Annotated in this window: 14 protein-coding genes; 10 read left to right on the top strand and 4 right to left on the bottom strand. The window is 73.7% G+C overall.

The window, feature by feature from the left end; all coding sequences use genetic code 11:
* The first annotated feature begins 104 nt into the window (after positions 1-104).
* Positions 105-1,556 carry a M23 family metallopeptidase gene (locus ACI79K_RS03150; protein ID WP_456598951.1) on the top strand — a complete coding sequence of 484 codons (1,452 nt, stop codon included), beginning with the start codon at positions 105-107 and terminating at the stop codon, positions 1,554-1,556.
* A 101-nt stretch (positions 1,557-1,657) separates the two neighbouring features.
* A complete protein-coding gene (locus ACI79K_RS03155) occupies positions 1,658-2,662 on the top strand; it encodes a cytochrome c oxidase assembly protein (RefSeq protein WP_456587464.1) in 1,005 nt (334 codons plus the stop codon).
* Between the two features lie 73 nt (positions 2,663-2,735).
* Here ACI79K_RS03155 and ACI79K_RS03160 read toward each other — a convergent pair whose 3' ends face one another.
* Positions 2,736-4,334: an MFS transporter gene (locus ACI79K_RS03160; RefSeq protein WP_456596755.1), complete on the bottom strand. Its 1,599-nt coding sequence runs from the start codon at positions 4,332-4,334 to the stop codon at positions 2,736-2,738.
* Positions 4,335-4,410: 76 nt separating this feature from the next.
* Here ACI79K_RS03160 and ACI79K_RS03165 point away from each other — a divergent pair, with 76 nt between their 5' ends.
* The 5 genes from ACI79K_RS03165 (at position 4,411) to ACI79K_RS03185 (ending at position 9,436) form a co-directional block, all read left to right on the top strand.
* The gene (locus tag ACI79K_RS03165) at positions 4,411-4,920 is read left to right on the top strand and encodes a metallophosphoesterase family protein (RefSeq protein ID WP_456598952.1); all 510 of its coding nucleotides are present in this window, start codon (positions 4,411-4,413) and stop codon (positions 4,918-4,920) included.
* Positions 4,917-5,774, top strand: a complete 858-nt coding sequence (locus ACI79K_RS03170; RefSeq protein ID WP_456587467.1) for a putative RNA methyltransferase — start codon at positions 4,917-4,919, stop codon at positions 5,772-5,774. The genes ACI79K_RS03165 and ACI79K_RS03170 overlap by 4 nt, the downstream gene beginning before the upstream one ends.
* Positions 5,775-5,838: 64 nt before the next feature.
* Positions 5,839-7,596, top strand: coding sequence for an aa3-type cytochrome oxidase subunit I (gene ctaD / locus ACI79K_RS03175; RefSeq protein WP_456587468.1), 1,758 nt, complete (start codon positions 5,839-5,841; stop codon positions 7,594-7,596).
* A gap of 216 nt (positions 7,597-7,812) precedes the next feature.
* On the top strand, positions 7,813-9,078 hold the full coding sequence (gene serB, locus ACI79K_RS03180) for a phosphoserine phosphatase SerB (RefSeq protein WP_456598953.1): 1,266 nt from the start codon (positions 7,813-7,815) through the stop codon (positions 9,076-9,078).
* Between the two features lie 163 nt (positions 9,079-9,241).
* Complete coding sequence (locus tag ACI79K_RS03185) at positions 9,242-9,436, top strand: hypothetical protein (RefSeq protein ID WP_456587470.1); 195 nt, start codon at positions 9,242-9,244, stop codon at positions 9,434-9,436.
* Between the two features lie 6 nt (positions 9,437-9,442).
* Here the strand turns inward: ACI79K_RS03185 and ACI79K_RS03190 are convergent, their stop codons facing one another.
* Both ACI79K_RS03190 and ACI79K_RS03195 read right to left on the bottom strand, forming a co-directional pair.
* Positions 9,443-10,018 (bottom strand): isochorismatase family protein, encoded by a 576-nt coding sequence (locus ACI79K_RS03190; protein WP_456598954.1) that lies wholly within the window; start codon positions 10,016-10,018, stop codon positions 9,443-9,445.
* 17 nt (positions 10,019-10,035) lie between these two features.
* Complete coding sequence (locus ACI79K_RS03195; protein WP_456598955.1) at positions 10,036-11,319, bottom strand: nicotinate phosphoribosyltransferase; 1,284 nt, start codon at positions 11,317-11,319, stop codon at positions 10,036-10,038.
* 60 nt (positions 11,320-11,379) lie between these two features.
* On the opposite strand from ACI79K_RS03195, the gene clpS reads away from it, so the two are divergent.
* Positions 11,380-11,676, top strand: coding sequence for an ATP-dependent Clp protease adapter ClpS (gene clpS / locus ACI79K_RS03200; RefSeq protein WP_456587473.1), 297 nt, complete (start codon positions 11,380-11,382; stop codon positions 11,674-11,676).
* Entirely contained in the window at positions 11,673-12,170 is a 498-nt protein-coding gene (locus ACI79K_RS03205; RefSeq protein WP_456587474.1) for a DUF2017 family protein, read from the top strand. Before clpS ends, ACI79K_RS03205 begins: the two co-directional genes overlap by 4 nt.
* On the opposite strand, the gene ACI79K_RS03210 is transcribed toward ACI79K_RS03205, so the two are convergent.
* On the bottom strand, positions 12,109-12,462 hold the full coding sequence (locus tag ACI79K_RS03210) for a hypothetical protein (RefSeq protein WP_456587475.1): 354 nt from the start codon (positions 12,460-12,462) through the stop codon (positions 12,109-12,111). The two genes, ACI79K_RS03205 and ACI79K_RS03210, sit on opposite strands and share 62 nt — an antisense overlap.
* A gap of 102 nt (positions 12,463-12,564) precedes the next feature.
* Here ACI79K_RS03210 and ACI79K_RS03215 point away from each other — a divergent pair, with 102 nt between their 5' ends.
* Positions 12,565-13,050: a Mov34/MPN/PAD-1 family protein gene (locus ACI79K_RS03215; RefSeq protein ID WP_456587476.1), complete on the top strand. Its 486-nt coding sequence runs from the start codon at positions 12,565-12,567 to the stop codon at positions 13,048-13,050.
* The last annotated feature ends 47 nt before the right edge of the window (positions 13,051-13,097 follow it).

A 13,097-nucleotide genomic window follows, 5' to 3' on the forward strand; every position in this document is an offset into this window, starting at 1 on the left:
GTACCCCGGTCGTCAGATCACGAACCCATCACGCCGTGTTTACATGGGCCCCGCTCCTCTCCCCGGGAGTCGCTGTGCAATGTCCGCCGACGGAAGTCAGGTGCATGAGTTCGCTCCACCACGACCGCCTCCCCGAGGGGGGTGCGGTGCCGGCCGGAACGGTCGACGCCACGCTCGCCCCGGCCCGCTCCACCAGCGGGACGATCGAGGAGAAGGCCGCGTCCACGGTTCCGCCGCAGCGCCAGGGGAAGGCGCGCAAGGCGGGGGCCGGCCGGACGACCGATCCCACCGCCCGCCGGCGGGCCAGAGCCGCCACCGTCAAGGTCGCCGGCGCGACCGCGGCCACCGCCGCAGCGGCGACCCGGAAGGCGACCACGGCGGCGCGCGCTGCTGCCGCCGCCCGCAAGACCGCGAAGGCGCGCGGCCCGGAGACCCCGGCCCCGGGTGCGTCCGGGCCGCAGGCGGGAACGGTCGACCGGGCCTCGACGCCGGTCGCGGACGGGTCCACCACGGCGGAGGCCCAGGGCGTGCAGGCGATCGCCGCGACGGCGGCCGCCGAGACGCCGGTGCGGCGCCGCCCGACCCCCTACAAGCGGTCCGCCGTCGACCTCGCGGCACTGGCGCCGGTCACCGACGTCGCCGCGCTCACCGACGCCCCGGTGGTCGCACCCGACGCCGTCGTCGTCGTGAAGGACGCCCCGGCGCAGCCGGAGCGGTCCGCCCTGGCACCGGTGCCCGCGGAGCCGGTCGTCCGGGTCGTCGGCACCCCGGGTGCCGACGCGGCCGAGGTCCTCGCGGCCGTCGCCACCGGCGGGCGTCGCTGGCTGGACCGCCGCCCGCCCGCGGTGCGGCGCCGCCCGGCGCTCTACCTCGCCGCGGTCCTCGTCGGCGCCCTCGGCCTCAGTGGCGCCTCGGTCGCCGGCCCGACGGAGGTCGCGACGGAGACGGTCAGCCAGTCGGTGAGCGTGGCCGAGCAGCTGGGCATCGACGGTTCCGCCGCGGCGCCGCGCGTCGACGAGGACGACACCTCCCGGCTGCGCGAGGTGGTCGCCAGCCGCAGCGCCCGCGAGACCGAGCGCACCGCCGCCGCGAACGCCCAGGCGGAGGCCGACCGGATCGCCCAGGAGGAGGCCGACCGCGCCGCCGCCGAGGCCGCCCGCCCCGCGGCGGTGCTCCCGGTCGAGGGTGGCCGGTTGACCAGCGGGTTCGGCGCGCGCTGGGGCACGCTGCACGCGGGCATCGACCTGGCCGCACCCATGCGCACGCCCGAGTACGCCGTGATGGACGGCGTCGTGCTCGAGGCCGGCCCGGCCGGCGGCTACGGGCTGGTGGTGTACATCCAGCACGGCAACGGTGACGTCACCGTCTACGGCCACATGGACGAGATCCTGGTGACCCCCGGCCAGGTGGTCCGCGCCGGCGACACCATCGCGCTGCTCGGCAACCGCGGTCAGTCCACCGGCCCGCACCTGCACTTCGAGGTGCACGTCGGCGGCATCGGCGGCGAGCCGATCGACCCGCTGCCCTGGCTCCGGGAGCGCGGCGTCCAGATCTGACCCGCGTCACTCCCGACGACGCCCCCTGCCGGAACTCCCGGCGGGGGGCGTCGTCGCGTGGGGAGGATCTCCGTGCTCCCCTCGGGGGAGCGCGGCGCGCGGTGGGACAGTGGGGTCGCACGACCGGCCGGCAGGAGGAGATCGCGGTGGAGCACGGGCACCACTCGGGCATGTGGGTCCCGGAGGACCCGCCGACCTGGGGGCGGATGTTCCTCCCGCACCTGGACGCCTGGTCGGTGCTCCCGGTGCTCAGCGTCATCGGGCTGGTCGTCTACCTGGCCGCTGTCGTCCGCCTGCGCCGGTCCGGGGTCAGCTGGCCGTGGTGGCGGACCCTCGCCTGGATCGCCGGCACCGCGTCGCTGTTCGCCGTCACCGGCACCTGGCTCAACGGCTACAGCATGGTGATCTTCAGCGTCCACATGACCCAGCACATGGTGCTGTCGCTCATCACGCCGCTGCTCCTGCTGCTCGCCGCCCCCGTGACGCTGGCGCTGCGCACCCTCCCGCGCGGCCGCGGGCCGGCCGGCGCCCCGCGGGCACTGCTCCTGGAGGCGCTGCACAGCCGGTTCGCCCGCGTCGTGGCCCACCCGCTGTTCAGCGTGCCGCTGTTCATCGCCAGCCTCTACGGCGTCTACTTCACCCCGCTGTTCGACTGGCTGATGTCGAGCCCGGTGGGCCACCAGTTCATGCTCGCCCACTTCGTCGTCACGGGGCTGCTCTTCTTCGGCCCGATCGTCGCGCAGGACCCGTGGCCGCGGACGCTCAGCCACCCGGGGCGGATGCTCGAGCTGTTCCTGCCCGTGCCGTTCCACGCCTTCTTCGGCGTGGCGATCATGATGGCCGGCTCGCTCGTCGTCGACACGTTCGCCGACCCGCCGGCGGGGTGGGGCGTGGACCCGCTCACCGACCAGGCGGTGGCCGGCGGCATCGTCTGGGCCTTCGGGGAGCTGCCCACCGTCCTGGTGCTCGCCGTCGTCTTCTTCTCCTGGGCCCGCTCGGACGACCGCCGGGCCCGCACGCTCGACCGCGCGGCCGACCGTGACGGCGACGCGGAGCTCGCGGCGTACAACGCCCGGCTCAAGGCGCTCGCCGAGCACCGGGCCTGACCGGTCCCCGGCGCGCAGCGGCCCGCGCCCGGAGGGGCGCGGGCCGCTGCGAGGGGCCGGGACGAGTTCCTTCTCAGCCGACGTGGACGACGGCATCGCCCTCGGCCGGCAGGTCCTCCTTGGTCGCCTTGATGAGCAACGCCGAGACGACGGCGCCCAGCAGCAGCAGCCCGGCGGCCCACGCGAAGGCCGTGGTGTAGCCCTCCACCTGCGCCGAGAGGCCCACCGACGGGTCTCGCGGGTCCGCACCCGAGGCGAGCACGTCGGCGGTGTAGGTGCTGATGGCGGCCACGGACAGCGAGGCGAGCACGGCGGTGCCGATGGAGGCGCCCACCTGCTGCGTGGCGTTCAGCATCGCGCTGGCCGCCCCGGCGTCGTGGACGCCGGCGCCCACCAGCGCCAGGTTCGACAGCGGCACGAACGTGAAGCCCAGGCCGAGCCCGAGCAGCAGCTGGCCGGGGAACGGCAGCTGCCAGAACCCGGTGTCCAGACCGACGAAGGACAGGGTGGCGAGACCGCCTGCGGCGAGCACGCCACCGAGGACCATGAGCGGCTTCGGCCCCACCCGGGGGACCAGCACGCTGGCCAGCCCCGCCGAGATGAAGACGCCGAGGGTGGTCGGCAGCGACGCCAGGCCCGCCATGACCGGCTCGTACCCGAGCACCTGCTGGAAGTAGAGGCTCAGGAAGAAGAACGCCCCCAGCAGCCCGGCTCCCACGAGCGTCGAGGTCAGGTAGGCGCCGCCCCGGTTGCGGTCGAGCACGATGCGCATCGGCAGCAGCGGGTTGCGCGTCCGCAGCTCCAGCAGGACGAACAGGGCGATCAGCACCAGGCCGCCGGCGATGAACAGCCACGCGAGACCGTCGGTCCAGCCGCTCTCCGGCGTCACCAGCGTCGGGATGCCCTGCGCCGCAGCCTCGGCGTTGGCGGCGGCAGCCTGGGCCGCGAAGGCCTGCGAGGCCTCGGCCACGCGGGTGAAGCCGTAGACGATCGACGCCAGGCCGAGGGTGACCAGGACGGCGCCGGGGATGTCGTAGCTGGTGTCGCCGGGAGCCTTGCTCTCCGGGACGATCGGGATGGCCAGCACGATGGCGAGGATCGCCACCGGCAGGTTCACCCAGAAGCACCAGCGCCAGTCGGCGTACTCGGTGAGGACACCGCCGAGCAGCAGGCCGATGGCCGAGCCGCCGCCGGCGATCGCGCCGTAGACGCCGAAGGCCTTGGCGCGCTCCTTCGGGTCGGTGAACAGGACGGTGAGCAGCGCGAGGGACGCCGGGGCCAGCAGTGCGCCGAAGACGCCCTGCAGGGCGCGGGCGCCGAAGAGCATCGTCTCGTTCTGCGCGACGCCGCCGAGCGCCGAGGCGACGGCGAAGCCCGCCGCGCCCACCAGGTAGGTGCGCTTGCGGCCCCAGAAGTCGGCGATGCGGCCGCCGAGCAGGAGGAAGCCGCCGAAGGTCAGGGTGTAGGCGGTCACGATCCACTGCTGGCTGGCCGCGCTGATGCCCAGGTCGGCGGTGACCGCGGGCAGCGCGATGTTGACGATCGTGGCGTCGAGGATGACCAGCAGGACGGTCATGGCGATGACGCCGAGCGCCAGCCACCGCTTCTCGTAGGGCTCATCGGCGGAGGTCGTCGCGCCGGTCGCGGCAGGGGAGGGCAGGGGTTCGGTCACGGGAAGTCCTCGGGTCGTGCGGAACGGGCCGGATCGCCGGCCGGGAGAGAAGGTAGCGGCCTGCAACGATGTCGTCGTGCCTGTTTCGCTGGTGTTCACCGCAGATACGCACGTCCCCAAGCGCGCGCGTGAGCTACCTCTCGGCCTGTGGTCGGCGATCGACTCCGCCGACGTGGTGGTGCACGCCGGTGACTGGGTGGACGTCGCCCTCCTCGACGAGCTGGATCGGCGGGCGCACCGCTTGGTCGCCGTCCACGGCAACAACGACCACGGGGCGCTGCGCGAGCGGCTGCCGGAGGTCGCCCGCGCCGAGATCGAGGGCATCCGGTTCGCCGTCGTGCACGAGACGGGGCAGGCCACCGGGCGCGAGGCGCGGTGCGCGGCGCGCTTCCCCGACGTCGACGTCCTGGTGTTCGGGCACAGCCACATCCCCTGGGACACCACGGCGCCCACCGGGCTGCGGCTGGTGAACCCGGGGTCGCCCACGGACCGGCGTCGCCAGCCGCACGGGACGTTCGTCACCGCGGTGGCCGACGCCGGGCGGCTGCGGGACGTGATCTTCCACGCGGTGCCCCCGCGGCGGTGAGCGCCGCACCGCTCGACCCCCGCGCGGTCGCCCTGCTCGCCTGCCCCGTGTGCGCCGCGCCGTTCACCGCGGAGCCGGACGGCTCGGGCCTGCGCTGCGCCGAAGGGCACCGCGTGGACCGCGCGCGCCAGGGGCACCTCACGCTGCTGCCGCCGGGGCGCCGTCCCCCGACCGGCGACTCGGCCGAGATGGTGGCCGACCGGGTGGCGTTCCTCTCCGCCGGCCACTACGACGGCGTGACCGCGGCCCTGGCCGCAGCCGTCCGCCGGCCGGGGGAGCCCGCGACGCTGCTCGACCTGGGCGGTGGCACCGGGCACCACCTGGCCCGCCTGCTCGACGCCCTCCCGTCCGCCACCGGCGTGGTGCTCGACGCCTCGCGCTACGCCGCCCGCCGTGCCGCGAAGGCCCATCCGCGCGCGGTCGCCGTGGTCGGGGACACCTGGGCCCGGCTGCCGGTGCGCGACGCGGCGGTGGACCGGGTGCTGGTCGTCTTCGCCCCGCGCAACGGGCCCGAGATCGCCCGGGTGCTGCGCGCGGAGGGGCGGCTGGTCGTGGTGACGCCCGGCCGCGACCACCTCGCCGAGCTCGTCGGGCCGCTGGGCCTGCTCCGGGTCGACCCCGGAAAGGCCGAGCGGCTCAGCGCGACGCTGGAGCCGCACCTGGCGCGCGAGGACGCGCACCGCCACCGCCAGACCTTGGTGCTGGACCATCCCGCGGTGGCGACGCTGGTGGGCATGGGGCCGCACGCCCGGCACCTCACGGCCGCCGCTCTCGCGGCCTCGCTGGCGCGCTTGCCGGCCGCCGTGCCGGTCACGATCTCGGTCGACGTCGCCACCTACCGGCGGCCCGGATGATCCTCGCGGCGCGCCCTGCCCGCCCGACCTGAGGCGCCGTATCGCACGGTCTAAGCTGCCAGCCGTGACGATTGCACCGGCGCCCATCGTGAGCCGGCCCAGCCCGGCTCACGTGGTCGAAAAGGGCTCGCGGCTCTCGAACCTGCTGCGGACCACCGACCACAAGACCATCGGCCTGATGTACATGGCCACCTCGTTCACGTTCTTCGTGCTGGGTGGCCTGATGGCGCTGCTGATGCGTGGTGAGCTGGGGCGGCCGGGGCTGCAGTTCCTGTCCCCCGAGCAGTACAACCAGCTGGTCACGATGCACGGCACAATCATGCTGCTGATGTTCGCGACGCCGCTGTTCTTCGCGTTCGCGAACCTGATCATGCCGCTGCAGATCGGTGCGCCGGACGTCGCGTTCCCGCGCATGAACGCCTTCTCCTACTGGCTGTTCCTGTTCGGCAGCCTGATCGTGGTGGGGGGCTTCCTCACCCCCGGTGGGGCGGCGGACTTCGGCTGGTACGCCTACGCACCGCTGTCGAACGTCGTGAACTCCCCGGGCGCGGGCGCGAACATGTGGTTCGCCGGCTTGGCGGTCAGCGGCCTGGGCACGATCCTCGGTGGCGTCAACTTCATCGCCACGATCGTCTGCCTGCGGGCCCCGGGCATGACGCTGTTCCGGATGCCGATCTTCACCTGGAACACGCTGGTCACCAGCCTGCTCATCCTGCTGGCGTTCCCGATCCTCACCGCCGCGATCATGGGCATGCTGGCCGACCGCAACCTCGGTGCGCTGATCTACTCGGACGAGAACGGTGGCCCGATGCTGTGGCAGCACCTGTTCTGGTTCTTCGGCCACCCCGAGGTCTACATCATCGCGCTGCCGTTCTTCGGCATCGTCACCGAGGTCATCCCGGTGTTCGCCCGCAAGCCGTTGTTCGGCTACAAGGGCATGGTCTTCGCGACCATCGCGATCGGCGCGCTGTCGCTGGCGGTGTGGGCGCACCACATGTACGCGACCGGTGCGGTGCTCCTGCCGTTCTTCGCGTTCCTGACCTACCTCATCGCCGTGCCGACCGGCATCAAGTTCTTCAACTGGATCGGCACCATGTGGCGGGGTCAGATGACCTTCGAGACGCCGATGCTGTTCTCGATCGGCTTCATGATCACCTTCCTCCTCGGTGGTCTGACCGGTGTGCTGCTGGCCAGCCCGCCGCTGGACTGGCACGTCAACGACAGCTACTTCGTCGTCGCCCACTTCCACTACGTGGTCTTCGGCACCGTGGTGTTCGCGGCCTACGCCGGCATCTACTTCTGGTTCCCGAAGATGTGCGGCCGGATGATGGACGAGCGGCTGGGCAAGCTGCAGTTCTGGCTGACCTTCATCGGCTTCCACGCCACGTTCCTGGTGCAGCACTGGCTGGGCAACGAGGGCATGCCGCGCCGGTACGTGGACTACCTGGAGACCGACGCGTTCACCGTGCTCAACACGGTCTCGACGATCGGCTCCTTCATCCTCGGCGCCTCGGTGCTCCCGTTCATCTACAACGTGGTCAAGTCCTGGAAGTACGGCGAGCTCGCGCTGCGCGACGACCCGTGGGGCCATGGCAACAGCCTGGAGTGGGCCACCTCCTCCCCGCCGCCGCGGCACAACTTCGTCGAGATCCCCCGGATCCGCTCGGAGCGGCCCGCGTTCGAGGCCCACTACCCGCACCTCGTCGAGCGGCTGCAGGCCGAGGCCCACGTCGGCAAGCGGCACGAGCCCTACGCCGGTGTCAGCGAGCTGGGTGGTACCGGCGGTGCGCGCCAGGGCCCGAAGGACCCCGACCCGACCTGATGAAGGACCACCCTTCCCCCCGCGCCTCGCAGGCTCGGCGCGGGTCCCTGAAGGGTGGCCGTTCCAGAACGTCACGGACGCCCCGCCGGCCACTGGCCGGCGGGGCGTCCGTCGTCCACGGGTGGAAGACCCGGGCGGCGGGCCGCCCCGCATCGCGGCGACCGGCGGGTCAGGGGTCCGGGCGGTCCCCGGGCGGACGTGCGGCACGATGACCGCGTGCCGCTCGACCCGACGCCCCGCCAGCTGCCCGAGCCCGACCCCACCGCGGCGCGGGCGCTGCTCACGGTCACCGGGGCGGACCGGCCGGGGGTGACCGCCCACCTCTTCGCCGCACTGGCCTCGGACGGGGACGGGCGCCCGGAGGTGGAGGTCCTCGACGTCGAGCAGGTCGTCGTGCACGGCCACCTGGTGCTCGGCGTCGTGGTCGGTGCCCTCGCCGGCGATCGGCGACCGGAGGTGGGCGAGGCGGAGCTGCTCGGCCACCTCCGGCGGGTGGCGGGTGAGGTCGAGACCGCCGTGGGCGTGCACGTGGCGGTGGAGTCGGCCAGCGGGCCCGACGCGCCCCTCGTGCAGGGGCGCCCGCACCACGTCATCGTGCTCGGGCGGCCGGTGCCACCCGAGGCCGTGGCCGGCGCCGCGCGGGCCGTCGCGGGCATCGGCGGGAACATCGACGCGATCCGCCGGCTCTCCGACCACCCGGTCACCAGCTTCGAGCTCACCGTCTCCGGGGCGGAGGCCACGGCGCTGCGCACCGCGCTCGCCTCGGTGGCGGCGTCGACAGGTGCCGACATCGCCGTCGAGCAGGTCGGGATCGCCCGGCGCAGCAAGCGGCTGATCGTGCTGGACGTCGACTCGACCCTGGTGCGCGGCGAGGTGATCGACGAGCTGGCGGCGCGCGCCGGGCGGGCGGCGGAGGTCGCCCGCATCACCGCCGCGGCCATGAACGGCGAGCTGGACTTCGCCGAGTCGCTGCGGGCGCGGGTCGCCGTGCTGGCCGGCCTGCCCGAGGAGGTGCTCGACGAGGTGCGCGAGCACCTGGTGCTCACACCCGGCGCGCGCACCCTCATCCGCACGCTCCAGCGTCTCGGCTTCCGCTGCGGCATCGTCAGCGGCGGGTTCACGCAGATCACCGACCCGTTGGCGGAGAGCCTCGGGCTCGACTTCGCCGCCGCCAACACCCTGGAGGTCCGCGACGGCCGCCTCACCGGTGGGCTGGTCGGGGACATCGTCGACCGGCCGGGGAAGGCCCGGGCCCTGATGCGCTTCGCCGAGGAGTACGGCATCCCGCTGGACCAGACGGTCGCGGTCGGCGACGGCGCGAACGACCTGGACATGCTCAACACCGCGGGCCTGGGCATCGCCTTCAACGCGAAGCCCTTCGTGCGCGAGCAGGCGCACACGGCGCTCAACCAGCCCTACCTCGACGCGGTGCTGCAGGTGCTCGGCTTCACCCGCGACGAGGTCCTCGACGCGGCGCCCTGATGATCAGGTGACCTGATCATCAGGGGTCCTGGCTCAGCGTCGGTCGTGAGCCAGGACCCCATACGGTGAGCCAGGACGCGGTACGGCGAGCCAGGACGCCGTACTGCGGGACGACGCGGGCGTCAGCCCGGCCGAGCGTCGGGGCGCCCGGCATCATGACCCGGTGGACGAGCAGCTTCCCGTCGGGTCCCTGGTGCGCATCCGGGAACCGGAGGACGCGCCGGACCAGCCGATCGGCACTGTGGTGATCTCCCGGGACGCGATGGGACAGGTGCACGTCCGGCGCGACGGGGTGGGCGTGGAGGTCTACGCGCCCGACGAGGTGGTCGCGGTCAGCACGGACGGTGAGGGCGCCTGACCTCGCTCACGCGTTGGGTCCGAGCTCTCCGGCCAGCTCGACGCCGGCCGTGCGCAGCTGGTCCAGCGCAGCGTCGGTCGTCGCCTCGGAGACCCCGGCGGTGAGCGGCAGCAGCACGCGGGTGGCGAACCCGGCCGCCACGGCGTCGAGGGCGGTGGCGCGGACGCAGTGGTCGGTGGCGATGCCGACGACGTCGACGGCGTCGACCCCTCGCTCGCGCAGCCAGTCGGCCAGCCCGACGCCGTGGGCCGCGCCCTCGAAGCCGGAGTAGGCGGCGGCGTACTCGCCCTTGTCGAAGACCGCTTCGAGCGGCTGGCGGTCCAGCGCCGGGTGCAGCTCGACACCGTCGGTACCGACCACGCAGTGCGGCGGCCAGCTCTCGAGGAAGTCCGGGTGCTCGGCGAAGTGGTCGCCGGGGTCGATGTGGTGGTCGCGGGTGGCGACGACGTGGGCGTACCCGGCGCCCGCCGTCCGCAGGTGCTCGGTGACGCCGGCCGCCACGGCGGCGCCACCGGCCACCGCGAGGCTGCCGCCCTCGCAGAAGTCGTTCTGCACGTCGACCACGATCAGCGCGCGGGTCATGGGCTGCTCCTCCCGGGTCAAGCGGGAACCGTCTCCAGGACCGGTTCCCCGCGTGAGAGCGCCCATGCCTCGGCGGGCAGCGCCTCCCGCACGCGCGCGTGGTGCTCGCGGGCGAGCCGCAGCGCCTCGGCGGGGGAGACGTCGGCGCAGAGCGCGCCGCCGCGCACCAGCGGGACCACGAGGTCGCGGTCGCCGTCGCGCGGCCCGACCGGTGCGCTGCTGACCACCTCGGCGACCGCGGTGCCGTCGGCGTCGTGCCGCCGGACGGCGTGCTTGCGCCCGCCGATCGAGTTCTTGCCCTCCGACCGCTTCGCGACCGGGACGCCGTCGCGCTCGACGAGCTTGTAGACCATGCCGGCCGTCGGCGCCCCCGAGCCGGTCACCAGCGAGGTCCCGACCCCGTAGCCGTCGACGGGTGCGGCCATCAGCCCCGCGATCGCGTACTCGTCGAGATCGCTGGTGACGATCACCCGGGTGCGGGTCGCGCCGAGCTCGTCGAGCAGCTGGCGGGCGCGGGTGGCGAGCGTGGGCAGGTCGCCGGAGTCCAGCCGGATGGCGCCCAGCTCCGGGCCGGCCACCTCGATCGCCGTCCGGATGCCCTGCTCGACGTCGTAGGTGTCGACGAGCAGCGTCGTGCCCACCCCCAGCGTCTCCACCTGGGCACGGAAGGCCGCCCGCTCGTCGTCGTGCAGCAGCGTGAACGCGTGGGCGCTGGTGCCGGTGGTGGGGACGCCGTAGCTCCGGCCGGCCTCCAGGTTCGAGCTGGACGCGAAGCCGACCAGGTGGGCCGCGCGCGCCGCGGCCACCGCGGCTCGCTCGTGGGTACGGCGGGAGCCCATCTCGATGCAGGGTCGCTCGCACGCCGCTGCCACCATGCGGGCGGCCGCCGAGGCGATCGCCGAGTCGTGGTTGAGGATGGACAGCGCCAGGGTCTCCAGCAGGACGCCTTCGCCGAACGGTGCGCGCACGGTGAGCACCGGCGACCCGGGGAAGAACAGCTCTCCCTCCGCGTAGCCGTCGATGTCCCCGCGGAACCGGAAGTCGGCCAGCCAGTCCAGCAGCCGCTGGTCGGTCAGCCCCTGGGCACGCAGGGTCGCGAGCTCCTCGTCGCCGAACCAGAAACCGGGCAGCGCCTCGAGCAGCCGGCCGGTGCCCGCGAGCACCCCGTAGCGACGGCCGTGGGGCAGCCGGCGGGCGAACACCTCGAACACGCAGTCCCGCTCGGCGGTGCCGTCGGCGAGCGCCGCGGCCAGCATCGTCAGCTCGTAGCGGTCGGTGAGCAGCGCGGGGGCCGTCGGCATGGCTCCGCAGCGTAGGCGGCGCCGGGTCCGCGGGGCCGGGCGACGTCCTAAGCTGGATGCGTGGCCGCACCGCTCGCCCCGACTCGGACGCCCGAGACGACCGACGAGGAACGCGGCGACCTCGACCGGCCGTGGGTCACCATCGTCTGGAACGACCCGGTGAACCTGATGACCTACGTGACCTTCGTGCTGCAGGAGCTCTTCGGCTACGACGAGCCGACGGCGACCTCGCTGATGCTGCAGGTGCACCACGAGGGGAAGGCGATCGTCAGCTCCGGCCCGCGCGAGCGGATGGAGCACGACACCAGCCGGCTGCACGCCTACGGGCTGTGGGCCAGCTACCAGAGGGACTCGTGAAGCCGTTCCGTGCCCGGGGCGGGTGGCTGGTCGCCCGGCTCGACCGGGCCGAGGCCGGCATCGTCGGGCTGCTGCTCGACCAGCTCGAGCAGCTCCTGGCCGCCGATCGGGCCGACAGCAGCGGCGATCCGGTGATGGCCCGGCTGTTCCCCGCCGGGCACCGCACCGACCCCGCGCTGGCCGAGGACTACCGGGGGCTCACCGAGCAGGCGCTGCGCGGCGGCAAGGCCGACGACCTGGCCACCGTGCGCGCCACCCTGCCGGCCGACGGGGGAGAGGTGCGCCTGGACGCCGACCAGGCCGGTGCCTGGCTGCGCACGAGCAACGACCTCCGGCTGGCGCTCGGCACCCGGATCGACGTCGGTGAGGACACCGAGCCGCCGGACGAGATCGTGGACGAGGCCGACCACCAGCTCGCCGTCTACTACTGGCTCACCGCGCTGCAGGGGTCGCTCGTGGACGCGCTCGTCGCCGATCGCGCCGGCCGAAGGTGAGCAGCACCAGGGCGGCGAGCAGCAGGTCGAGCACGAAGAGCACGTAGACCATGCGGTGCAGCTCGACGTCGGCGAGCATCGCGCCGATCGTGGACACCAGTACCAGGGCCGAGGCGGCGAGCAGCAGCAGCAGGAGCACGGCGCGCACGACGACGATCACCACCACGGGAGCCCGGTCGCCCGGATGGACCGCGCTGTAGCCACGGTGCCGGAACAGCCCCCGTAGCCCCAGGAGGAGCGCCGGAAGGGCCAGCAGCACGACGCCGGCGGTCAGGAGCGACGGGACCCACACGACGCCGACCGTATCGGTCCGGGAGCGTCTCCCGACGGCCGCCCGTCCGTGCGACCGGGGGCGATGGGGGAGCGGCGCGGCGGGCCCGCCTAGACTGGCCCCGTGCTGCGCATCGACCGCGCGACCTACGACGCCATCGTGGCCCACGCCCGGAAGGACCATCCGGACGAGGCCTGCGGTGTCGTCGCCGGTCCGGAGGGGACCGAGCGCCCCGAGCGCTTCGTGCCCATGCTCAACGCCGCACGGTCGCCGACGTTCTACGAGTTCGACAGCGCCGACCTGCTCGCGCTGTACCGCGACCTGGACGACCGCGACGAGTGGCCGGTCGTCGTCTACCACTCGCACACCGCCACCGAGGCCTACCCCTCGCGCACCGACATCGGGTACGCCTCCGGTCCCGCCGCCGATCCGCGCACCCACTACGTGCTGGTGTCCACGCGCCACCACGGCCCGCAGACCGGCCTGGCCGGTGACGAGGTCGAGTTCCGCAGCTACCGCATCGTCGACGGGGAGGTGTCGGAGGAGGAGGTCGAGATCGTCGAGTCCTACCTGTTCGGGCACTCGCCGACGACCGTCGTCTACGACTGAAGAAACACCCCGTTCCCCCCGCGCCTCGCAGGCTCGGCGCGGGTCCC

The sequence above is a fragment of the Blastococcus sp. SYSU DS0616 genome (assembly GCF_054051015.1).

What these genes read in the sequence shown, in the direction of transcription:
- ACI79K_RS03150 (WP_456598951.1), top strand. Translation starts at nt 105, where the DNA reads ATGAGTTCGCTCCACCACGACCGCCTCCCCGAGGGGGGTGCGGTGCCG.
- ACI79K_RS03195 (WP_456598955.1), bottom strand. Translation starts at nt 11,319, where the DNA reads ATGCCGACGGCCCCCGCGCTGCTCACCGACCGCTACGAGCTGACGATG.
- ACI79K_RS03190 (WP_456598954.1), bottom strand. Translation starts at nt 10,018, where the DNA reads ATGACCCGCGCGCTGATCGTGGTCGACGTGCAGAACGACTTCTGCGAG.